This window comes from Polaromonas sp. JS666, assembly GCF_900103405.1.
Taxonomy (GTDB): domain Bacteria; phylum Pseudomonadota; class Gammaproteobacteria; order Burkholderiales; family Burkholderiaceae_C; genus Polaromonas.
Window position 1 is genome coordinate 25,540 of the sequence record NZ_FNHX01000003.1, and the last position, 23,177, is coordinate 48,716.

At 63.4% G+C, this 23,177-nt stretch carries 16 protein-coding genes; 8 read left to right on the forward strand and 8 right to left on the reverse strand.

Annotated features, from left to right (window positions below; genetic code table 11):
• The first annotated feature begins 10 nt into the window (after positions 1–10).
• On the forward strand, positions 11–1,012 hold the full coding sequence (locus BLQ85_RS08395) for an ABC transporter ATP-binding protein (RefSeq protein WP_074575900.1): 1,002 nt from the start codon (positions 11–13) through the stop codon (positions 1,010–1,012).
• Positions 1,013–1,044: 32 nt separating this feature from the next.
• The gene (locus BLQ85_RS08400; protein WP_074576739.1) at positions 1,045–3,465 is read left to right on the forward strand and encodes a glycoside hydrolase family 31 protein; all 2,421 of its coding nucleotides are present in this window, start codon (positions 1,045–1,047) and stop codon (positions 3,463–3,465) included.
• Here the strand turns inward: BLQ85_RS08400 and BLQ85_RS08405 are convergent.
• From BLQ85_RS08405 to acnA, 5 genes are all read right to left on the reverse strand, one after another.
• Positions 3,462–4,196, reverse strand: coding sequence for an ABC transporter substrate-binding protein (locus BLQ85_RS08405; protein WP_074575901.1), 735 nt, complete (start codon positions 4,194–4,196; stop codon positions 3,462–3,464). The two genes, BLQ85_RS08400 and BLQ85_RS08405, sit on opposite strands and share 4 nt — an antisense overlap.
• Positions 4,197–4,307: 111 nt before the next feature.
• Positions 4,308–4,661 carry a hypothetical protein gene (locus BLQ85_RS08410; protein WP_074575902.1) on the reverse strand — a complete coding sequence of 118 codons (354 nt, stop codon included), beginning with the start codon at positions 4,659–4,661 and terminating at the stop codon, positions 4,308–4,310.
• A 41-nt stretch (positions 4,662–4,702) separates the two neighbouring features.
• Complete coding sequence (gene prpF / locus BLQ85_RS08415) at positions 4,703–5,881, reverse strand: 2-methylaconitate cis-trans isomerase PrpF (RefSeq protein ID WP_074575903.1); 1,179 nt, start codon at positions 5,879–5,881, stop codon at positions 4,703–4,705.
• Positions 5,878–6,951: a lactonase family protein gene (locus BLQ85_RS08420; RefSeq protein WP_074575904.1), complete on the reverse strand. Its 1,074-nt coding sequence runs from the start codon at positions 6,949–6,951 to the stop codon at positions 5,878–5,880. Before BLQ85_RS08420 ends, prpF begins: the two co-directional genes overlap by 4 nt.
• Positions 6,951–9,566: an aconitate hydratase AcnA gene (acnA, locus tag BLQ85_RS08425; RefSeq protein ID WP_074575905.1), complete on the reverse strand. Its 2,616-nt coding sequence runs from the start codon at positions 9,564–9,566 to the stop codon at positions 6,951–6,953. The genes BLQ85_RS08420 and acnA overlap by 1 nt, the downstream gene beginning before the upstream one ends.
• A 98-nt stretch (positions 9,567–9,664) precedes the next feature.
• Between acnA and BLQ85_RS08430 the strand changes: the two genes are divergently transcribed.
• The 3 genes from BLQ85_RS08430 to BLQ85_RS08440 all read left to right on the forward strand — a co-directional run bounded on the left by BLQ85_RS08430 (position 9,665) and on the right by BLQ85_RS08440 (position 12,803).
• The gene (locus tag BLQ85_RS08430; RefSeq protein ID WP_074575906.1) at positions 9,665–10,660 is read left to right on the forward strand and encodes a Bug family tripartite tricarboxylate transporter substrate binding protein; all 996 of its coding nucleotides are present in this window, start codon (positions 9,665–9,667) and stop codon (positions 10,658–10,660) included.
• Positions 10,661–10,696: 36 nt separating this feature from the next.
• Complete coding sequence (locus BLQ85_RS08435; RefSeq protein ID WP_083336817.1) at positions 10,697–11,608, forward strand: GntR family transcriptional regulator; 912 nt, start codon at positions 10,697–10,699, stop codon at positions 11,606–11,608.
• Positions 11,609–11,735: 127 nt separating this feature from the next.
• Entirely contained in the window at positions 11,736–12,803 is a 1,068-nt protein-coding gene (locus BLQ85_RS08440; protein WP_083336790.1) for a tripartite tricarboxylate transporter substrate binding protein, read from the forward strand.
• Between the two features lie 28 nt (positions 12,804–12,831).
• On the opposite strand, the gene BLQ85_RS08445 is transcribed toward BLQ85_RS08440, so the two are convergent.
• On the reverse strand, positions 12,832–13,737 hold the full coding sequence (locus BLQ85_RS08445) for a LysR substrate-binding domain-containing protein (RefSeq protein ID WP_175456074.1): 906 nt from the start codon (positions 13,735–13,737) through the stop codon (positions 12,832–12,834).
• A 175-nt stretch (positions 13,738–13,912) separates the two neighbouring features.
• Here BLQ85_RS08445 and BLQ85_RS08450 point away from each other — a divergent pair, with 175 nt between their 5' ends.
• The 3 genes from BLQ85_RS08450 (at position 13,913) to BLQ85_RS08460 (ending at position 17,649) form a co-directional block, all read left to right on the forward strand.
• Positions 13,913–14,887 (forward strand): Bug family tripartite tricarboxylate transporter substrate binding protein, encoded by a 975-nt coding sequence (locus tag BLQ85_RS08450; RefSeq protein WP_074575909.1) that lies wholly within the window; start codon positions 13,913–13,915, stop codon positions 14,885–14,887.
• Positions 14,888–14,994: 107 nt separating this feature from the next.
• Complete coding sequence (locus tag BLQ85_RS08455; RefSeq protein ID WP_175456075.1) at positions 14,995–16,422, forward strand: MmgE/PrpD family protein; 1,428 nt, start codon at positions 14,995–14,997, stop codon at positions 16,420–16,422.
• 78 nt (positions 16,423–16,500) lie between these two features.
• Positions 16,501–17,649, forward strand: a complete 1,149-nt coding sequence (locus BLQ85_RS08460; RefSeq protein WP_074575911.1) for an ABC transporter substrate-binding protein — start codon at positions 16,501–16,503, stop codon at positions 17,647–17,649.
• A gap of 49 nt (positions 17,650–17,698) precedes the next feature.
• Here the strand turns inward: BLQ85_RS08460 and icmF are convergent, their stop codons facing one another.
• Both icmF and BLQ85_RS08470 read right to left on the reverse strand, forming a co-directional pair.
• Positions 17,699–21,022 (reverse strand): fused isobutyryl-CoA mutase/GTPase IcmF, encoded by a 3,324-nt coding sequence (gene icmF, locus BLQ85_RS08465; RefSeq protein WP_074575912.1) that lies wholly within the window; start codon positions 21,020–21,022, stop codon positions 17,699–17,701.
• 192 nt (positions 21,023–21,214) lie between these two features.
• A complete protein-coding gene (locus BLQ85_RS08470; RefSeq protein WP_074575913.1) occupies positions 21,215–23,176 on the reverse strand; it encodes a TRAP transporter large permease in 1,962 nt (653 codons plus the stop codon).
• Position 23,177: the final 1 nt, after the last annotated feature.

Below are 23,177 nucleotides of genomic sequence, written 5' to 3' on the forward strand. Positions count from 1 at the left end.
GGACTCTTTCGTGGCCACTCTTGAACTCGCCAACGTCGTCAAAACCTTCGACAAAGCCACCATCATCCATGGTGTGGACCTGGCCGTCTCCGACGGCGAATTTGTGGTCTTCGTCGGCCCTTCCGGCTGCGGCAAATCCACGCTGCTGCGCATCATCTCGGGCCTGGAGCCTGCCAGCAGCGGCGACATCCGCATAGACGGCCAGCGCGTCAACGACGTCTCCGCCGCGCACCGCGGCTGCTCCATGGTGTTCCAGTCCTATGCGCTGTACCCGCACATGAGCGTCTACGACAACATGGCCTTCGGCCTGGAAAACCTGGGCGTGGCCAAGGCGCTCATCGAAAGCAAGGTCAGCGCCGCCGCCGCCATGCTGCAGCTCACGCCGCTGCTGCAGCGCAAGCCCACCCAGCTTTCGGGCGGCCAGCGGCAGCGCGTGGCCATAGGCCGCTCCATCGTGCGCGAACCCAAGCTGTTTTTGTTCGATGAGCCGCTGTCCAACCTCGATGCCGAGCTGCGCGTCTCCATGCGCGCTGAAATCCGCGACCTGCACGCCCGCCTGGGCGCGACCATGATTTACGTCACCCACGACCAGGTCGAGGCCATGACCATGGCCGACAAGATCGTGGTGCTGCGCGCCGGCCGCATCGAGCAGGTCGGCTCGCCGCTGGAGCTGTACAACCGGCCCTGCAACCAGTTCGTGGCCGGTTTTATCGGCAGCCCGCGCATGAATTTTGTGCCGGCGGCCGAAATGCCCGGCGCCAAGGCCGGCGCCCAGACCGTGGGCATCAGGCCCGAGCATGCGAGGCTGGCGGACGACGGTCCGCTGCAGCTGGCGGTGTCCCAGGTCGAGCAACTCGGCAGCACCAGCATCCTGCACGGCAAGGTGGTGGAGGGCGTGCCTTTCGAGCTGATCCTGAGCGGCCAGACAAACATCAAGCGCGGCGACACCGTGCGGGTGAGCGCGCCCGCGGAGCAACTGCATTATTTCGACCAGAACGGCCTGCGCCTGTGAGCGCCATGCCCTCCCCACACAACACGCCCGCCATGCGCCTGGACCATCCCCCCGTATTCGCCCTGCAGTCCCGCAACGGCAACCACCTTGTGCTGGCCAGCGACGGCGCCGCCGTGGCCCACATCTGGGTGCTTGAAGAAGACATCGTGCGCGTGATGCTGCTGCCGCAAGGCCGGCCGCAGATGCCGCGCAGCTGGACGGTGGCGCCCGGCTTGGAGAACCTTCCCGCCGAAGGCCGCGACCGCTTTGACGTGAGCGGATTTTCGCTGCCCGCCTTTGCGTGTGAGCTTGAGCAGGACGGCGCGCAGCTGCGCATCAGCACCGCCGCCGTGCGCCTGAGCATCACGCTCAAGGGCTTCTTCTGCAATTGGGAAAGCCGCCACCAGGGCCGCTGGCAGGCCAGCGCCGCCGACCGCCCCACCCAGAGCTACAACTTCGGCTGGTGGGACGACAAGGTCTACCATTATTTGCAGCGTGAGCGCGGCGAGGCCTACTTCGGCCTGGGCGAGCGCGCCGGCGACGCCAACCGCGCCGGCCAGCGCTACCGCATGTGCAACCTGGACCCCATGGGCTACAGCGCGCGCAGCACCGACCCGCTGTACAAACACATCCCCTTCTACATCACCCGCAAGGGCGGCGAGAAGGATGCGGGCCTTTGCTACGGCCTGTTCTACGACACCCTGTCCGACTGCAGCTTCGACATGGGCCGCGAGATGGACAACTACCACGGCCATTACCGCTACTTTGTGGCCGACCACGGCGACCTCGACCTGTATTACATCGCCGGCGACGGCCCGGCCGCCATCACGCGCCGCTACACCTGGCTCACCGGCCGGCCCATCTTTCCGCCGCGCTACGCGCTGGGTTATTCGGGCTCGACCATGAGCTACACCGACGCGCCGAATGCGCAGGAGCGCATGGGCGAGTTCCTCGAGCGCTGCGAAGAGCATGACATTGCCTGCGACTCCTTCCACCTGTCCTCGGGCTACACCTCCATCGGTCCGGGCCGCTACGTCTTTAACTGGAACCGTGAGAAATTCCCCGATCCGGCGGCCTTTGTACAGAGCTACCTGGAGCGCGGCGTGCGCCTGGTGCCCAACATCAAGCCCGCGTTGCTCAGCAACCACCCGCGCTTCGAGGAAGCCCGGCAGGCCGGCCTGCTGGTGCAGGACCCGGACGGCCAGCCCACCGCCATCCAGTTCTGGGACGGCACCGGTGCCTACCTCGACTTCACCAACCCCAAGACCATTGCCTGGTGGAAAAAGCAGGTCACCGAACAGCTGCTGCAATACGGCATTCCCGCCACCTGGAACGACAACAACGAATACGAAATCTGGAGCGACAAGGCGCTGGCCCACGGCTTTGGCGCGCCGCGGCCCGCGCGCGAGGTGCGCCCGCTGCAGACCCTGCTGATGATGCAGGCTTCGCACGCCGCGCAGACCGAATTCGCGCCCGCCGAGCGGCCCTACCTGGTGTCGCGCTCGGGCGCCGCCGGCATGCAGCGTTATGTGCAGACCTGGTCGGGGGACAACTACACGGCCTGGGAAACCCTGCGCTACAACATCCGCATGGGCCTGGGCCTGGCGATGTCCGGCGTCTCCAACACCGGGCATGACATAGGCGGCTTCTCCGGCCCCGCGCCCGGGCCTGAGCTGTTGGTGCGCTGGGTACAGCACGGCATCTTTCTGCCGCGCTTCAGCATCCACTCCTGGAACGACGACAAGACCGTCAACGAACCCTGGATGTACCCCGAGGTAACCCCCCAGGTGCGCGCGCTGATACGCCTGCGCTACCGGCTCATGCCTTACCTCTACGACCTGGTGTGGCGTTACCACAGCGCTTACGAGCCCATCATCCGGCCGACCTACCACGACTTCCCCGAAGACGCGCGCTGCCTGGAGGAAAACGATGACATGCTGCTGGGCGCCAATTTGCTGGTGGCCTCGGTGGTCGAGCCCGGCCAGACGCGGCGTCCCGTGTGGCTGCCCGGCACCGGGGGCTGGTACGAGGTGCACACGGCGCGGCGCTTTGATGCCGGCCAGTCGATCACGCTGGAGGCGCCGCTGGACGGCCCGCCGCCCTTGCTTGCACGCGAAGGTTGCGCGATTCCGCTCAACCTCGGCGAGGTCCATTTCGCCAAGGCCCAGGATGTGCGCGGCTTCCAGCTCTTTCCTCTTAGGGGCGAGGGTAGTTTCGAAGCCAGCTGTTTTGAAGACGACGGCCATAGCCAGGCCTGGCGCAGCGGGGCTTATGGGCAGTGGCGCTTGCGTGTGGAGTCCACCACGCAAAGCTTGCACATCACGGTCTCTCGCGAGGGCCAGCGGCCGCCGGTGCAGGACACCTTGGTCTTGCTGCTGCCGGCCGCCGAGCAACGCAAGCTCAGCTTTGCCGGTGGGGCGCTCGCGCAGGAGCAGCAGGAAGGCGCCTGGCGGCGGCTGGCGCTAAAGCTCTAGCCCGGCGGCGCGACCGCGGCGCCCTCTATGTGATGGCGCGCCAGGGCCTCGGCCACAAAACCGCTGGCCTTCATGTCCTCAACAAAAGCGCGCAGCGCGTCGGCGGCCGCTTCGCCGCGCGTCTTGGGCACGCCCATGGCCTGCCGTATCACCATGAAGTGGCCCGGCAGCAAACGCAATCCGCCCCTCTGCCGGGCATCGGCCTCCAGCTGCTGCTTGACGCCGGCCGCGACATCGAGGTTTTGTTCGATAAAAGTGGCCACCGTGGTCGGCGAGCTTGGTGCCCTGACGATTTCGGCGTGCTTGAGCTCCCGGGTCAGAAACAGGTCATAGGCACTGCCCAGGCCTACCGCGACACGGCGGCCGGTTTTGTCCACCTCTTCATTCGCGCTTAACGGGGAGTCTTCGCGCACCAGGTAGCAGCCTTCGATCAGCACATAGGGCGCGGTGAAGGCGATCTCCTTGCCGCGCACCGGGTCGATCGCAAAAAAGCCGAAATCGGCACGCTCCTCGTTCACCGCCTGCACGGATTTGGCCGCGGTGTCCACCACCACCAGCTCCAGGGGTACGCCCAGCCGCTGCGCAAAGGCGTTCGCCAGGTCTATGGACACACCGAAGGGTGCGCCCGTGGCCGGGTCGGTATTGGCAAGAATCGGGTTGCCCAGGTTGATCGAGGCGCGCAGCGTTCCGGTCGGCGCGAAGAGCTTGGCAAGCGAGGCGTTGGTTGGCATCGGGTCTCTTTCTTCAGGTGCGAGGACTTTGGTGATTTTCTCCGGATTGTGCCGTGTGCTGCAAAGGTGCCCGCACTCCGGGAGACCGGACAGCTTCAATGACACCAAGCCCTAGCCCGCATGGCTCTGAACCTTGTAGACCTGCCAGGACCCGGACTTCTGCTTGCGCAGGTAGAAGCGAACCGAGCAATCAAAAAAATCGACGGTGACCTCCGCTGGATCCGGGTCCATGTTGCCGGCCAGGCGGCGAAGGCGGTTGCCGTTTGTCTGGAAGGGCGTGAACGATGTCGGTTTGACGCAGCTGCGCAGCCGGGCTTTCCAGCCGGCCTCAGCTTCTGCGCCTTCGATATAGGCATGGGTCGCGGCGATGGCTTCTGCCGGCCTGTGTTCGCGCTTGATCCAGAAAGCAAGCAGGGCCGCGCCGACAAAAAATGTGGCAATAAGGGGCATCAGGGCTTTGCGCATGGGCTGTTCACGGCTCCTGCAATATGCGACTGCTTACCGTATCACGGCGCGGGAACAAAGACTTCACCTGCCATCAGCCGGCGCGCGCTCCGGCTCATGACTGCCTTGGTCACGACCCAGCCATCGGGTGTCTCCTGAGCCTGCGCACCGACACTGAGCGCACCTGAGGGATGGCCGAAGCGTACAGCAGCACTGGAGCCTGAAGGAAGAAGGCGGCTCACCAGGGTGCCGGATATGGCGCCTGCCACTGCAATCGCCACGGCACCTGTTCCCGTCATTGCATGGTGCAGCTTGCCCATGGACATGATGCGTACCAGGATGTCGATGTCCGCCGCGGCAACAAACTTTCCATTCGATGATGTGTAGTCCAACGGCTTGGCCGCAAAAGCGAGTTTGGGTGTATGGAAGCGCTTTTCGGTCGCTTCGGCCGCGGTGCTTGCCAGCCCCATGAGAACCGCACAATGAGCACGGATGGCCTCGCAGCGTGCCAGGAACTCCGCGTTCGAATTGACTGCATCCTGCAACTCATTGCCTTTTAAACCCACTGTCGCGGCATCAATGAAGATGGTGGGGTTGCCGGCATTGATCAGGGTTGCCTCTACAGTGCCGACACCGGGAATGTCTATCTGGTCAATCATGTTGCCTGTCGGGAACATGGCGCCGCCTTCGCTGTCTTCGTCGGCGCCGGGGTCCAAAAACTCCAGCTTGATCTCGGCGGCTGGAAAGGTCACCCCGTCGAGTTCAAAGTCGCCCAGTTCCTGGACCTGGCCGCCAGCCATTGGCACATGGGCCACGATTTTTTTGCCGATATTGGCCTGCCAGATTCGAACCACGGCCACACCCTCTGAAGGCGCTTTGACCAGGCCGCGAGTGATCGCAAAAGGTCCTACAGCTGCGGTCAGGTTGCCACAATTCCCGCTCCAGTCAACCACGGCCGTGTCGATGGACACGGCGCCAAAAGAGTAATCCACGTCGCAGTCCGGCCGGGAGCTGGGGCCAACCAGAACCACTTTGCTGGTGCTGGACGTTGCGCCACCCATGCCGTCGATGTGTTTGCCATAAGGGTCCGGGCTTCCCACGACACGCAGCATGATGGCGTCGCGCAGCGCTGAATCCCTTTGAGCCGGGGCAGGCAGGTCCTCGGGTGTGAAGAAGACGCCCTTGCTGGTGCCTCCGCGCATATAGGTGGCTTTGATTCCGATCTGTTGTTGTGGGCTCATGGCTGTGCTTTCCTGAAGATAACGCAAACCGGGCTTTCGGTCTGAAGGAGTGGTTGAAATTTCAAAGCTTCGTGGCGGGTGGCGTTCAATGCCGCAGCCGTCAAGCTGTCGGTGTCTTCGTTGGCGGCCAGAAGCAGATCGTCATCGGGCATGCAACTGATAAAGCGAGGGGTCGCACCGCCTGTCGATGCCCACGTCGGGTCAGTCAAGGTTCCTGTGTCGCCGTCGACCCGGAAGGACGCAACGCTGTCATGTCCTCGGTTGGAAACATGCAAGGACCGGCCCGCGCTTGCGATGACGATGCCCGCGGCGGAGCCGGAATCGGCGCCGGCGGGTACGGTGGATACCGTATCCAGCAAGTCGAGCTCCCCGGTTGCGGGGTTGACCCGGCAGGCGGAAACCGTTCGATCCAGTTCGCCGACGACATAAGCCCTGGGCAAGCTTGGGTGCATGGCCATATGGCGTGGGCCGGTGCCGGATGGAAATTCCAGTGTGCCGGCAAGTTTGAGCTCACCGCTTCCTTCATGCAAAGACAAGCTGAATACCTTGTCCAGGCCTTTGTCGGGGACATACAGCCACCGACCCATGGAGTCCATGCAGATCTGGTGCGGATGCGATCCCTTCTGCTGGGAGTGTGGGCCGTGGGCGCCCGGCAGGCTCAGCGAACTGGCCATCTGCCCCAAGGAACCGTCAGGCCGCACTGGAAGTGACACCACATTTCCGGTCGCGTAGTTGGCGACCAGAAGCCAGCGCTGCGAACGGGAAAGCACCAGGTGAACCGGATTTTTTCCGCCCGCGTCTTGCTCTCCGGTCTGCTCCACCATGCCACTGCGCGGGTCGATGCTGAAAGAGCTGACGTGGCTGTGATCCCCATGCACGGTATAGAGCGCGGCCCCGGAGAACGCCAGGCACAGAAATGAAGGATTGACGAGGCCGGTGACCTGTTGCACCAGCGCCCACGGGCCGCTTGCGGGAACTCCGTAGACCGACAGCCCTTTTCCGCGGGCGTTGCGCTCGCGAGTGGTTCTGCAGCCGACGTAGGCAAACCAGCGATAGGCAGAAGCGGGCATCAAGCGGCCGCTTTCATGAACTCCGTTTCAATGCGCTGCAACAGGCCTCCAGCGGCAAAGATCTGCCGCTCCTCTTCGGTATCTATCCTGCACACCACGGGAACGCGCGCGACGGATCCTCCCAGGCGATGAATGACCAGCGTCAACTCTGAGCCAGGGCCTGGAGACGCCTCTTCAATTCCCTCGATGTCGAATGTTTCGGTTCCGTCAATTTCCAGGGTCTTTCTCGTCACACCCACGGGGAACTCAAGCGGCAGTACGCCCATGCCTACAAGATTTGTGCGGTGTATGCGTTCGAAGTTCTCGCAAACCACCACCTTGACGCCGATCAGCCGAACGCCTTTGGCGGCCCAGTCTCGTGATGAGCCCGACCCGTAGTTTTTGCCGGCAACGATGATGAGCGGCTGGCCCCGTTGCATATAGGTCTCGGCGGCGTCGAAAAGCCTCATCACGACACTGTCGGGCTGCAGGCGTGTGAGCGATCCTTCCCGGCCGGCCATTTCATTCTTCAGGCGGTGGTTGGCGAAGGTAGCGCGGATTGCCGCTATATGGTTGCCCCGGCGGGTACCGTATGAGTTGAAGTCCGCTGGCGCAACGCCGTGCGATTGCAGGAATTCTCCAGCGGCGCTGTCCGCGAGAATGGCGCCCGATGGCGACAGGTGGTCGGTGGTCACGTTGTCGCCGAGGACCGCAAGCGGGCGCAGGCCCGTGAACTTGCCCACTGTGGTGAATTCGTCCTCCCAGTAAGGCGGGCGGCGAATGTAGGTGCTGGACTCGCGCCAGGCAAACCGCACCGGTACTTCTTCCTCGGCTCCTGATGCCTCACCTGAACCGCGGTTGAACATGGGGTCATAGACGCTGGTGAACTGTTCGGGCTTGACGCTGGCTTGCAGCGCCTCGTCAATCTCGGCGTCCGAGGGCCAGAGCTGCGACAGCAGAACGTCCGCGCCGCCGGCATCTTTGGCCAGGACCCCCGACTCCATGTCGACGCGGATGGAGCCCGTGATGGCATAGGCCACGACCAGCGCAGGCGATGCCAGGAACGCTTCCTTGACATGAGGGTGCACCCGGCCGTCGAAGTTTCTGTTGCCGGACAGCACGGCGGTGGTATGCACCTTGCGGGAAAGAACCTCACTTTCAATGGCCGGCGCCAGCGGGCCCGACATGCCATTGCACGACGTGCACCCGAAGCCAATGATCCCGAAGCCCAGTTGTTGGAGCGGCTCCAACAGGCCGGCTGAAGCCAAATACAGCTCAACGGCTTTGGAGCCGGGCGCCAGTGATGTTTTTACCCAGGGCTTGCGTGTCAATCCCCGTTCGACGGCCTTGCGGGCCAACAGTCCCGCGGCGATCATGCTGCGTGGATTGGAGGTGTTGGTGCAGCTGGTGATCGCCGCGATCAGCACCGCACCGTCAGGTATCGGGCCGCTTGTCGGTACATTGGGCGATTCCTGGGCAATGCCTTTGGTTCTGAGGCTTGCCAGAGAAATCCGCTGATGGGGGTCGCTGGGTCCCGCCAACGACCGGACGACGGTTCCCAGGTCAAACGACAGCGTGCGGTCAAATTCCGCTTCGGAGAATTGATCGGCCCACAGGCCTTGCGCCTTGGCATAGGCACGAGTCAGGTCGACCTGCGCTAGGGTGCGCCCCGTCAGCAGCATGTAGTCGAGCGTGCGTTCGTCGATGGCAAACATCGCCGCCGTGGCGCCGAATTCCGGCGCCATGTTCGAGATGGTGGCTCGATCGGCCAGTGGAAGTGCCGCGGCACCGGAGCCGTGAAATTCAAGAATCGCGCCAACGACATTCTGTCCGCGCAGGAACTCGGTCAACGCAAGCACCACGTCGGTTGCGAGCACGCCAGGACGGACGGCTCCTTCAAGCTGCACTTTTATGAGTTGGGGCAGGCGCATCCAGATCGCACGGCCGAGCATGACTGACTCAGCCTCCAATCCGCCGACGCCCCATCCCACGACACCCAGGGCATCGATCATCGTGGTATGGCTGTCCGTGCCGACCAGCGTATCCGGATAAGCGATGCCTTTGTCCACCTGGATGACGGGCGACATGCGTTCGATATTGATCTGGTGGAGGATGCCGCTGCCTGGCATCAAGACATCCAGGTTGGTGAAGGCCTTCTTGCACCAGGCCAGGAATTCGAAGCGCTCGGCGTTCTTGTGCTGTTCGCTTTCCATGTTTCTGCTCATGGCGTCTGGTTCCGAGCCGGCCACTTCAACGTTGAGCGAATGGTCAACGACCAGCTGCGTTGGAACAACCGGGTTCACCCGGCGCGGGTCGCCGCCGGCTTCTGCAACCGCATCGCGCATTCCGGCCAGGTCAACCAGCGCCGGCGTGCCCAGCAGGTCCTGCAGTACGACACGGGCCGGATAGAACGGGAAATCCTTGTCGTGGCTGCGGGCGGCAAGCGCACTCAGGAGAGCGGGCAAGCCCTCCTTCAGGGCTTGCGCCGAGCTTTTCCTCAAGAGGTTTTCCGCGAACACGCGGGACGTATAGGGCAGTTTTACAAACGTGCCCGGGGCGACAGCCTCGATCGCGGATCGGACATCGTAGTAAGAGAGCTTGGCGCCAGGCAGAGGAATGGGGGCGATGGAGGTCATGGTTTGTCCGGATGAGCGGCGGGTTGATTCTTTGTTGATTGTATTTTATGATCACATTCAACAATCGTCAATCGACGTACTTATTGATAGGAGACGCCATGAACCCCATTGACCGCAGAGCCCTTCTCAAAGCCATGTCCGCTGCGGCACTGCCCACGCTTGGCGGATTTCTTCCCCTGGCAGCCGGTGCCCAGGGCCGCTATCCCAATAAGCCCATTACCCTGATCGTTCCGCAGCCCGCCGGCGGCGATGCGGATGCCGTATGCCGGACTCTCCAGGCCAAGATGCAGGAACTGCTGGGGCAGCCGGTCATCATCGATAACCGTGGCGGCGCTGCCGGGAACATTGGAACGGCGCTCGGGGCCAAGGCCGCGCCTGATGGCTACACCGTGACCTTTGTCAACCAGGGTACGATGGTTTTTAATCCGCACCTGTATCCCAATCCGGGTTTCAAGCTGGACCAGTTCGAGCCGGTCACCCAGCTTGCTTCGATCGACCTGGTGATCTGCGCGAATCCCGGGGTTCCCGCGAATACATTGAAGGAGTTGCTGGAGCTGGCGCGCAAGGAGCCGGGCCGGTTTACCTATGGCACGGCCGGCAGCGGCAGCGCGAACCACATGGCCGGCGAGATGCTCAAGGCCATGGCCAAGGTCGACCTGACCCACGTTCCCTATAGGGGCGGCGGCCCCGCCATCGTCGGCACATTGGGCGGCGAGACCAATCTGGTGCTGGCTTTCCCGCTGGGTGCGCTCCCCCATATCAGGGCCGGAAAACTCAAGGCTTTGGCCGTGACGGGCAGCAAGCGCTCCAAGGTGCTCCCCAATGTGCCGACAGTGGCAGAAAGCGGGGTGAAGGGTTATGAGTTTGCCTCCTGGTTCGGCCTGGTTGTCCCCAAGAGAACGCCACAAGAAGTGATTTCGCGGCTCAACTTCGCGGCAACCGGAGCGCTCAAGACGCCTGAAATCAGCGAGCGGCTGCAGTCCGGTATGACCGAACCGGTCGGTTCCAGTCCGCAGGATTTTGGACGGCTGATTGCGCAGGAAAGCGCGCGCTGGGCCAAGCTGATCAAGCAGCTCAACATGAAGATCGACTGACTCAGCGGAATTCAGGCGACGGGCTAGACTATGCTGATGAGTACTTCATCATCTCGCGAACTCACCCCCCTGCAAACCAAGGTTGCCAGGGAAATCGTCGCGCTTGTACGCCGGGAAGGCCGGCGCGCCGGTGAGCACTTGCCGGAGGTGCACCTGTCCGAGCAGATTGGAACCTCCCGATCCCCTGTGCAGGCCGCGCTGCGGCACTTGTCAAAACTCGGAGTCCTGCAGCAGGATCTCAACCGCGGCTATTTCCTGGTGCAGGACGCCAAGGCCTGGGACGCAGTCGCCGCCAGGTTCTCGAGCCAGCCAGACGATCCCTTGTATCTCGCCATCGCCGAGGAGCGCCAGGCGGGCAAGCTATCCGACGAGGTGACTGAAGCCGAGCTGATGCGCCGTTTTAATGTCGCGCGCAGCACCTTGCGCAAGGTGTTGGCGCGCATCAGCGAGGAAGGCTGGATCGAGCAGCGCGTGGGGCACGGATGGTGCTTCAGCTCGATGATCGATTCGCCCGAGGCCTATGAAGAGAGCTATCTATTCCGGCAGGCCGTGGAACCCACCGGCTTGCTGGGCCCATCATTCCGGTTCGACGCCGGCCAGTTGAGGGAGCTTCGCCGCGAGCAACAGCTCATCGTCGATGGCGGCTTCAAGACCATGACCGCCATTGAGCTGTTCGAAGCCAACAGCCGCTTTCACGAGACCTTGGCGCAGTGGTCAAACAACCGCTTTGTCCTGCAATCCGTCAAGCGAATCAACCAGCTTCGCCGCCTGGTGGAGTATCGGCAAGCTTCGAAACGTGGGGCGCGTCAAACGCAGGCGCAAGAGCACCTGGGCATCCTGGACGCCATCAATCAGCACGAGTTTCTGCAGGCCGCCTCGCTGATGCGGGCACACCTCGACGGTGCCCGCCGCGGAAAAGTCCACGGCAAGGACGTCTTCACTCGCTAAACCTTTGTTCAAGTTCAAATCAATAAGCACGCCTATTAATGTTGAAAGTGATCATTTAATACAAATTAATGGATCCTTGTTTTTGACATCCCGCTTCATCTTTCATCAAAACCTACAGGAGACAGATATGCATCCCACGATAAAAACCTTGGCCGGCAGGCTTGAAGGGCCGCAGCTGCTGCGGGCCGTTTCATGGTGGTCCATCAAGCGATGGGCCTGTCAGCGAGGCCGCCGGATCTTGATGGCCGGCCTGGTCGCGGCCACCTCCTTCGGGCTTGGCTCAATGGCCGTTGCACAACCCAGCTACCCATCCAAACCCGTCAAGATCGTCGTGGCCTTTGCGCCGGGTGGCGGCTCGGATTTCATTGCACGCCTTCTGGCAGTCAGGCTGGGCGAAAAGCTCGGGCAGCCCGTCATCGTGGAGAACAGGCCCGGGGCCGGCGGCAATCTGGGCGCCGAGCTGGCGCTGAAGGCACCCGCTGACGGCTACACGCTGTTCCTTGCCGCCGCGAGCTACACGGTCAACCCCAGCCTCTACAAGCTGTCCTTCGATTCTCTCAACGACATCACACCGATCGCGCAGTTGGCTCGTGGGCCCTTCATCGTTGCCGTCAATCCGAAGGTTCCGGCCAGGAACTTACAGGAACTGGTGGATTTGGCAAGAAAGCAGCCCGGAAAATTGACCTATGGCTCGGCGGGCAACGGAAGCATCGTCCACATGGTTTCCGAATACTTCCTGGACACCGCGGGCATTGAGGTTGTTCACGCCCCTTATAAGGGCACCTCGCCGGCCCTGACTGACGCGATCGCCGGCCACATCCAGCTGGTCTTCGGAACCGTGGCCTCCACAATGCCTTTCGTGAAGTCCGGGCAGCTGCGGGCGTTGGCCGTCACCACCCCCAAGCGCCTGCCCGCGCTCCCGGATGTGCCGACAGTGATGGAAGCGGGCTTTCCTGGCTACCAGGTCACCAACTGGCACGGTGTGGTGGCGCCAAAAGGGCTTCCGAAAGAAATTCAAGCCAAACTCAATCGAGCGATCAACGACGCGTTGACTGCGCCGGGCATGGAGGCGGGAATGGCACAGGACGGCCTGTCCGTGGCGGGTGGGAAGCCAGAGGAGTTCAGCGCGCTGCTCGCCAGCGAAATGACGCGGTGGGGCGCGCTAGCCCGAAAACGCGGCATTAAGGCTGAATAAGCACGGGTATTGCACCTCCTGTGAGTCTTCAGGGTGCTCCTTCGGACTGGCCCGTCAACCACTGGCGCAGTGATTGGATGACGGGCGCCTTGGCGCGCTCGTTCGTCGTCACCAGAAAGTAACTGCGCGGCGAAATGAAGGGCTTGTCATTGAGCTTGACCAGGCGCCCGGCTTGCAGCGCTGAGGCGCTCGCATAGTCCGGCGCCAATGCGACGCCCAGGCCGGCCTCTGCTGCCATCAACCCAAGCGACAGCAGGCCGTAGTGGGCGCCCGGCATCGGGACTTCTACAGACGCGCCCAGCTGCCGCAGGTAGGCTGCCCAGGAGTTGGGCGCCATGCTCTGGTGCAACAAGGGCAGCGCGGCCATTTGCGCACCCGTCAGCGGCGCCACCAGCCGGCTCAGCGTGGGCGCCGCAAGAGGAAAGGAGTGCAGGGGATGCAGCAGGTCGGCCACGCAGCCAGGCTCCGGCCCTTCACAGTGGACGATGGCTGCGTCCAGCCCCGAGTCGCGCATGCTGATGGGCCCGGTATGCGTGGCCACGTCCAGCTGGATCTGCCGGTGCGCGGTGGCGAAGGCGCACAGCCGTGGCATGGCCCACAGCGTGCCAAAGGTGGTGGGCACAGACAGCCGCAGTATCTTGCCCGGCATGGAGCCCATGGACGCGGCGATGGTTGCTGACTCCAGCTCGTCCAGCAGGGTTCGCACCCGCCGCAGGTAGCTGGCACCGTCAACCGTCAGCTCCATCCCGCTGGTTGTGCGCCGGCACAGCGCAACGCCGACAAAGCCCTCCAGGTCCGACAGCTGGCGGCTCACCGCGCTTTGCGTCAGGCCCAGTTCATCGGCGGCGGCAGTGATGCTCAGGCGACGGGCAATCACCTCGAAGGTGTTGAGGTTGACGATGGAGGGCAGGTGGCGCTGCGTCGGATATTTCATGGCGGTTACGGCCATTATTGGCATGGCATCGATTCGTCCGCAATGAAAAAGGCTGTGTGGTCATGAAATAAATGCAGGGGGGTATGCGCTTATTCCGTTGGACAGGCCATCGCGTATGTCAGATATTCAGGGCGCCCGGTAAGGCGCCCCTCAAGAACAGAAGTTGGAGTCATCGATGTCGAAATTTCAAGCACGCCTTGTACTGCTGCTGGCGGCGGCCACGCTGGCTGGCACCGCCCTGGCGGCGGATTGGCCCGCGACCCAGCCTATCAAATTGATCGTACCCTCGGCCGCCGGCGGCACGCCCGACCAGACCAGCCGCAAGCTGGCCTACTACCTGCAGGACAAGCTCAAGCAATCGGTGATCGTCGAGAATCGCCCGGGCGCGGCAGGCACCATCGCCATGCAGGCGGTGGCTACCGCGAAGCCCGACGGCTACACGCTGGGCTTCGGCAATATCGTGACCATGGCGATCAACCGCGGCCTGATTTCCAAGATGCCCTACAACCCCGACAAAGACTTGGTGCCGGTGGTGGTGCTCTCGCAGGTCCCCAATGTGCTGGTGGTCCGCCAGGGTTTGCCCATCACCTCGGTGCGCGAATTGGTCATCTATGCCAAGAGCCACCCGGGCCGCCTGGCCATGGGCTCGGGCGGCAACGGCACCACCAGCCACCTCAGCGGCGAAATCCTCAAGGAAAAAGCCGGCATCAGCTTCAGCCACATTCCCTACCGCGGGGCCCCGCAGGCACAGACCGACCTGATCGGCGGGCAGATCGACTTCATGTTCGACAACCTGCCGTCCATGGTGGGCGCCATTCAGTCGGGCAAGGTGCGTGCGCTCGCGATTACCAGCAAACGTCGCTCGGCGCTGCTGCCGGATGTTCCGACCATGGAGGAGGCAGGCATTGCAGGCTTCGAGGTAGTAGCCTGGGGCGGCATTGTGGCTCCGACGGGCACGCCCCGGCCGGTGATCCTGCGCCTGAACCGCGAGATCAACAACTGGCTGCAGGCGCCTGCGACAAAGGCCGAATTCGCGCAAGTAGGGCAGGTCGCACTCGGGGGAAGCCCCGAGTTTTTCAAGACGCATATCGACAGCGAGGCCAAAAAATGGGGTGACGTCATCCGTAACGCCGGAGTGAAGCTTGATTGATGTTGCCAGGCCTTTCGCGTAGGCCTGCAGTTGCGTTTCGGCTATTCGCTTCACACAAGGATGCGCTGATAGGCGCACCCCATACCAAACACACCTCAAAGACAAGCATGCTCAGCTCCTCCGTTCCCGCTACTCATGTTCTCGCGCACTGGGCCGCCACGGTCCCCAATCATTGGGGCGAATCCACCCTGCGCACGGCAGAGCACTCCCTGGAGGACACCATCGCCGCCATGGTGGCAGGTGCGGGGGATCCGGTTTGCGCCTCGGTACGGGCGGGATTGCGTGTCGCGGGACCGGTCCCGGTGGTGGGTAGCAACACCGGGACTTGTGCCGCCTTCAGTGCGCTGGCCAACGGCACGGCTGCCCATGCGCGGGAGCTGGATGAGATGTTTTTCGTTGCCGGTGGCCATTTTGGCTGCGCTGTGATCCCAGCCATCCTGGCGCAAGCCCACGAGATGGATGCCACACTGGACGCCGTGCTGGACGCGCTGATCGTCGGGAGCGAGGTGATGGCCCGCGTCGGGATGGCGATGGACCGGTCTCATGCCGAAAAAGGCTGGCACGGCACTCAAACCATTGGAGTGATCGCTGCCGCAGTAGCTTGCGGCAGACTGCTTGGGCTGGACGCGGCCAGGATGACGCATGCCCTGAGCCTGGCCGTTTCCATGGCAGCTGGACCCAAGGTCCAGTTCGGCACCGACACGAAACCCGTGCATGCCGGACTGGCGGCGCAAGGCGGTGTCCTGGCCGCATCGCTTGCAGCGTCGGGCGTCACGGGCAGCGAGAAAGCCCTGGAAGGCCCGCACGGGTTTGGCGCGCTCTACGCCGGGGGCTCTGCGGCCGACTGGCAATCCGTGGCTGCGGTCGGTGACGGCCCGCTGGCGATCGACAGCCACGGCCTGGCGTTCAAGCTGTATCCCAACTGTGCGTCCACGCACCGCTGCCTGGACGCGTTACAAGCCCTCGCCACCGAAAACCGATTCGGCATGGAGGACGTTGAGCATGTCGAAACATGGGTAGGGCGCGTCAACCTGGTGAACCTCAAATACCCGGAGCCCAGGAATCCCCGCGAGGCCATGTTCTCCATGCCTTACGCGGTGGCAACGATGCTCCGTTACGGCAGGGTCACGTTGGCCGACTTCACACCGCAAGCGGTGCATGACGATATGACCCGACGGCTCATGCCGCGCGTCGAATTGCGCTTGAACTCGACACGTGCAGAAACCGCGACGCAGCTGCTTCCCCACACCACAGCCGTGACCTTGAAGGGCGGACGACGCCTGGAGCGCGTCGTTCAACACGCCAAAGGGTCATTCCTGAATCCGTTTTCGGCCCTGGAGCGGAAAGTCAAATTCGAACAATGCACAACAGGCATTCTTCCGCAAGAGCGCCTGGCACCGCTTCGCGACAGCCTTGCCAGGCCGCAAGGCGTCAAGGTTCGCCAACTGCTGGCGCAGCTGCAGTTCGAGGCCGAGGTCGATGACGGTACACGTTTCGGTCGCCCACGAAGAGGCGGGCCAGAATCCCTTCTTTGATCCATGGAATACAGCCTTGCTGACCACTGATCGATACCCAGGTCCGTCAGATTTGCAGCACAAAAGGAAACTCTCATCATGCGCAAGCGTTGTTTATCGTCGGCTTTCGCCAAGGCCCTGACGGCACTGGCCGTGGCTGCCCTTGTGACGGGAGCTGGTCCGATACTCGCCGCCGAGATCGTGGTGGGACAGGTCGGCCCCATGTCAGGGCCGGAGGCCGGTCAGGGCCGCGCTTACGCCGCCGGCATGCAATTGCATTTCACCGCCCTGAACAAGGCCGGCGGCATCAACGGTCATAAGTTCACACTCCTGCGCAAGGACGATGGGGGAGCACCCGAGGACACAGTCACCTTGACAAAGCAGATGATTGCCGAAGATAACCCGATGGTCCTGGCCGGTTACTTTGGCGGCAGGAATCTGGCCGGTCTGTTGTCTGCGGGCATTTTGGCAAAAGAGAAGATTGCCCTGGTGGGCTACCGCACTTCGGAGATCCAGCCGGACGTTCCCTACCTGTATAGCGTGCGGGCAGGCCTGCGCGACGAGATTTCCAAACTCATTGAGCATCTGGCCACCATCGGGATCAAGCGCCTGGGGTTTTTCCATGAGGCTGGGCCGGGCTCGACTTCGGTCATCGCCGCGGCCGAGGATGCGGCCAGGAAAGCCGGGGCGACTATCGAGGGACGCGGCTCCTACGTCGCAAACACGGTCGGCGTCACTGACGCCGTGGACACTTTCATGAACATGCAGCCGCAAGCGATCATCATGGTTTCCAGCGGGGCTGCCGCGGCCGGCTTTATTGAGAAGTACCGTATCGCTGGCGGCGCGGCTCAACTGCTTGCGCATTCGGGCGCCGACATCGAGCAACTCTCTAAACGGCTGTCCCCGGAGCAGATGCAAGGTGTGGCTATCGCCCAAGTGACGCCAAGTCCGTACAAGGTCTCCAACCAGCTCGTCAAGGAATTTGCTGACACTGCAGCCAAGGTGCGCAGCCTGGAAGTGCCTGTGAGCTACGCCATGATGGAGGGCTACATCGCCGCTCGCGTCATTTCCGAGGCGATACGCCGCCAAGGCAGCAGGCCCAGCCGCGAAGGGACCGTTCTAGCCTTGGACGGCATGAGCAATTTTGACCTTGGTGGTTACGTGATCAGCTTTAAACCCGGACAGCACTCTGGCTCCAGCTTCGTCGAGTTATCCATCGTTACCAGTGCTGGAAGGATTCGTCAATAGCTCAAATAATTTGCCATTGATCAGTTGGGTCATAGCAGTCCCCGGCGATTTACATATTCCGCCGGTACTGCCCACCCACCTCAAACAGCGCATTGGTGATCTGCCCCAGCGAGCAGACGCGCACCGCGTCCATCAGCACCTCGAAGACGTTGATGTTTTCGATCACGGCCTGTTGCAGGCGCTTGAGCATGGCCGGTGATTCGGCGGCGTGGCGGCGGTGGAAGTCGTCCAGGCGCTTGAGCTGGTTTTGTTTTTCTTCCTCGGTGGAGCGGGCCAGCTCGAGCTTGTCCTGTACCGCGTCGCCGTGCGGGTTGCGGAAGGTGTTGACGCCGATGATGGGCAGCTCGCCGGTGTGCTTGAGCATCTCGTAGTGCATGGACTCGTCCTGGATGCGGCCGCGCTGGTAGCCGGTTTCCATGGCGCCCAGCACGCCGCCGCGCTCGGCGATGCGCTCGAACTCGCTGAGCACCGCTTCCTCGAGCAGCTCGGTGAGTTCCTCGATGATGAAAGCGCCCTGCGAGGGATTCTCGTTCTTGGCCAGGCCCCATTCGCGGTTGATGATGAGCTGGATGGCCATGGCGCGGCGCACCGATTCCTCGGTCGGCGTGGTGATGGCTTCGTCAAACGCGTTGGTGTGCAGCGAGTTGCAGTTGTCGTAAATCGCGATCAGGGCCTGCAGTGTGGTGCGGATGTCGTTGAACTGGATCTCCTGCGCATGCAGGCTGCGGCCCGAGGTCTGGATGTGGTACTTGAGCTTCTGGCTGCGTTCGTTGGCGCCGTACTTCTCTTTCATGGCCACGGCCCAGATGCGGCGCGCGACGCGGCCCATCACGGTGTACTCCGGGTCCATGCCGTTGCTGAAGAAAAAGCTCAGGTTGGGCGCGAAGTCGTCGATGTGCATGCCCCGCGCGAGATAGGCTTCGACAAAGGTGAAGCCGTTGGACAGCGTGAAGGCCAGCTGGCTGATGGGATTCGCGCCGGCCTCGGCGATGTGGTAACCGCTGATGGAGACGCTGTAGAAGTTGCGCACCCGGTTGTGCACAAAGTACTGGGCGATGTCGCCCATGACTTTCAGGCTGAACTCGGTGGAGAAGATGCAGGTGTTCTGGCCCTGGTCTTCTTTCAGGATGTCGGCCTGCACCGTGCCGCGCACATTCTCCTGCACCCATTCACGTATCTTGGCGGCTTCGGTGGCCGTTGGGTCGCGGCCGTTGTCTTTTTTGAATTTGTCCAGGTTCTGGTCGATGGCCGTGTTCATGAACATCGCGAGGATGGTCGGGGCCGGGCCGTTGATGGTCATGGAGACCGAGGTGGACGGGTTGCAGAGGTCAAAGCCGTCGTACAGCACTTTCATGTCGTCGAGTGTGGCGATGGACACGCCCGAGTTGCCGACCTTGCCGTAGATGTCGGGCCGTAGTGCCGGGTCGTTGCCGTAGAGCGTGACCGAGTCGAAGGCGGTGGACAAGCGCTTGGCGGCCATACCTTCGCTGAGCAGCTTGAAGCGGGTGTTGGTGCGGAAGGGGTCGCCCTCGCCGGCGAACATGCGGGTGGGGTCCTCGCCCTCGCGCTTGAAGGCGAAGGTGCCGGCGGTGTAGGGGTAGCTGCCGGGCACGTTGTCCAGCATCAGCCACTTGAGGATCTCGCCGTGATCTTCGTACTGCGGCAGGGCTACCTTGCGGATGGTGGTGCCGGAGAGCGACTTGGTGGTCAGCGCGGTGCGGATTTCCTTGTCACGGATTTTGACCACGTATTCGTCGCCGGCATAAGCGGCCTGCATGTCGGGCCACTGGGCCAGCAAGGCGCGCGCGTCGGCGTCCATGCGCGCCTTGCGGTGGCCGGCCAGGTCCAGCGCGGCTTCGGCGGCCGGTGCGCGGTCGGGCTTGTCGATTTTCAGCATGGTGGCGGCGGCCTTGAGCTGCTGCACCTCGCGCGCGAGCTGGGCCTGGGCGCGGGCGCGCTTTTTGTAGCCGCGCACCGTGTCGCTGATCTCGGCCAGGTAGCGCGTGCGCGCGGCCGGCACCACGGGCGTCTGGTTGGTGCTATGGCGCACTTCGGCCGCGGGCAGCACGCCGCCCTCAAGGGCCAGGCCCAGCGCGGCCAGGCGCGGCTTGAGCGCCTGGTAAAGCGCGGTGACGCCGTCGTCGTTGAAGCGTGCTGCCATGGTGCCGAAGACCGGCATCTTGTCGGCCGGCGTGCTCCAGGCTTCCTTGTTGCGTTGCACTTGTTTGGAGACGTCGCGCAAGGCGTCTAGCGAGCCCTTGCGGTCGAACTTGTTGATGGCGATGAATTCGGCGAAGTCCAGCATGTCGATTTTTTCCAGCTGGCTGGCCGCGCCGAACTCGGGCGTCATCACATACATGGGCACGTCCACATGCGGCACGATGGCGGCGTCGCCCTGGCCTATGCCCGAGGTCTCGACGACGATCAGGTCAAAGCCCGCGCATTTGCAGGCGGCGATCACGTCGGGCAAAGCCTGGCTGATTTCGGAGCCGAAGTCGCGTGTGGCCAGGCTGCGCATGAACACGCGCTGGCCGCTGTCGGCGTTCTTTTGGCCGGCCGCAGGAACGGTCCACGGGTTGATGGCGTTCATGCGGATGCGGTCGCCGAGCAGCGCGCCGCCGCTTTTGCGGCGCGAGGGGTCAATGCTGATGACGGCCACGCGCAACTTGTCGTTCTGGTCCAAGCGCAGGCGGCGTATGAGTTCGTCGGTCAGCGAGGACTTGCCGGCGCCGCCCGTGCCGGTGATGCCGAGCACGGGAATCTTGCGGCCGGCGGCCTGGTTGCGGACCGCATCGACCAGCGCCGCATCGGCTTTTCCATTCTCAAGCGCGGTGATCAGCTGGGCCAGCGCCCGCCAGTTCATCTCGCCATGGCCTTCAATGGCCTTGACGTTTTTGGGCGCAAAACCGGTCAGGTCCTTGTCGCAGCGCATGACCATCTCGCCGATCATGCCCGCCAGGCCCATCTTCTGGCCGTCCTCGGGGCTGTAGATGCGGGTCACGCCGTAGGCATGCAGCTCGCGGATCTCGGGCGGCACGATGACGCCGCCGCCGCCGCCGAAAACCTGGATGTGCTCGCCGCCGCGGCTCTTGAGCAGGTCGACCATGTACTTGAAGTACTCGACATGCCCACCCTGGTAGGAACTGATGGCGATGCCTTGGGCGTCTTCCTGCAGGGCTGCCGTCACGACCTCGTCGACGCTGCGGTTGTGGCCCAGGTGGATGACCTCGGCGCCCATGCTTTGCAGGATGCGCCGCATGATGTTGATGGCCGCGTCGTGCCCGTCGAACAGGCTGGCCGCCGTGATGAAGCGCACCTTGTGCGTGGGGCGGTAGCTGGCGAGCGCTTTGTATTCAGCGGACATGTCGGTCATGCGTGTCTCCGTAAGCGGCGGGGGCCGCCTGTGCCTGTGGCTTGTTGAATTGACGTTTACGTAAACGTCAATCTTAGCCGCTTAACAGAAGCCGATCAAGTGTGCGCCCCCGGGGGCGGCGGCGCCCAGGAAAAAGGGCGCCGCGGGGCGCCCTTTTTGTGTGAAGCCGGGGCTTGAGCGGCCCCGGGCTGTTTACCCGTACAGGTATTTGGGCAGCCAGAGCGTCAGGGCCGGCCAGATGTACATAAAGACCATGCACAGGATCACGATCAGCATGTAGGGCATCATGCCGGCGAAAATCTGGTTGATGGTCACATGCGGGGGCGACACCCCCTTCAAATAGAAGGCCGACATCGCGACCGGCGGCGACAGGAAAGCCGCCTGCAGGTTGACGAAAACCAGCACGCCCCACAGGATGGGATCGATCTGGAAATGTGCCAGCAGCGGCAGGAAGATGGGCACGAAGATCACGATGATCTCGGTCCACTCGAGCGGCCAGCCCAGGATGAAGATGATGGCCTGCGACAGCAGCAGGAACTGCAGCGGCGTGAGGTTCATGCCCATCACCCACTCCTCGACCACGCGCTGGCCGCCCAGCAGGGCGAATACCGCCGAGAACAGCGCCGAGCCGACAAACAGCCAGCAGACCATGGAGGTGGTCTTGCAGGTCAGGAACACCGCCTCCTTGATCTTCTGGAAGTCCAGCGTGCCGGCATGCCAGGCCATCAGGAAGGCGCCGGCCGCGCCGACGGCCGCCGACTCGGTGGCGGTGGTGATGCCGAACAGGATGACGCCCAACACCACGATGGTCAGCAAGGCCAGCGGCATGACCGAGCTCACCAGCATGCGCAGGATCTCGAACTGCTCGGCGTCGAAGCGCCGGTAGTACCACAGCAGCAGGCCCACTGCCAGCACGCAGGCGATGGCAAAGCCCGTGTAGAAGGACTCGGGCACGGGCGCGGTCTGCGGCCCCGAGCCGGAGGGCTCGCCGATTTCCTGCAGCGGCGCATCGGCCGCGGCCGCGGCCGCCGGCTTCGCATCTTCCGACCCCGGCGGCGCCTGCAGGCCGCCGGCTTCGGCCGGCTCCTTGGCCGCTGCGTCGCCGGGAGGCTCCTTGAGTCCTTCTTCCGCGGGCGGCTCCTTCACACCGGTATCAGCCGGCGGTTCCTGAACCCCGCCGGTGGCGGCAGGCGCCTGCAGGCCGCCGCCGGCCGGCGCCGCAGCCTTGGCGGCGCGCGCGGCCACCACCTGAGCGTTGTTGTCGGCCTGCGAATGGATGACCACATACCACCAGGTCCCGCCCAGGGTCACCAGCGCGAGTGCCAGCGGCACCAGGGCCGTGCCCAGGCTGCGCAGCAAAAAGCCGCGGCTGACCTGCGCGCCCGCCTGCAGCGCCTTGCCCGGAGCCGCGACAGCCATGGCCAGCGCCGGCAGCGCCCTGCGCGAATACACGGCGGTCACCTGTTGCAGCCAGGCCGGCACGGGCGCGCGGTTCTGCTCCGGCGGCAGCCTGGGTGCAATTTTGGGGTTGATGAGCACCCAGGCAATGATGTAGACGAGGTAGAGCAGCGCCAGGAAGAAGCCGGGGAACATGGCGGCGGCGTACAGCTTGACCACCGACTGGCCGGCCACGGCCGCATACACGATGATCATCACCGAGGGCGGGATCAGGATGCCCAGCGTGCCGCCGGCGGTGATCACGCCGGCCGCCAGCCGGGTGTCATAACCGGCGTTGAGCATGGGCCGCATGGCGATCACGCCCATCAGGACCACGACGGCGCCTACCAGCCCACTGGCGATGCCCCAGAAGGTGCAGATGATCAGCGTGGTGACGGCCAGCGAGCCCGGCACGCTGCGAAAGGCCAGCTGCACGCTGTGGAACATCTTGTCCACCAGCGCGCCGCGCTCCATCACATAGCCCATCAGCACGAACAGCGGGATGGACAGCAAGGTCTCGTTGGTCATCGCACCGAAGGCGCGCTGCACCATCAGGTCGAAGATCCGGTTGTCCCAGAAATGGACGGCTGGGTCGTAAAAGGCGACGAAGCCGAAGACCATGCCCAGGCCCATCAGCGTGAACGCCGTGGGAAAGCCCATCATGATCACGACCACGATCAGGCCGAGCATGGTCATGCCGAGAACAGCATTGCTCATG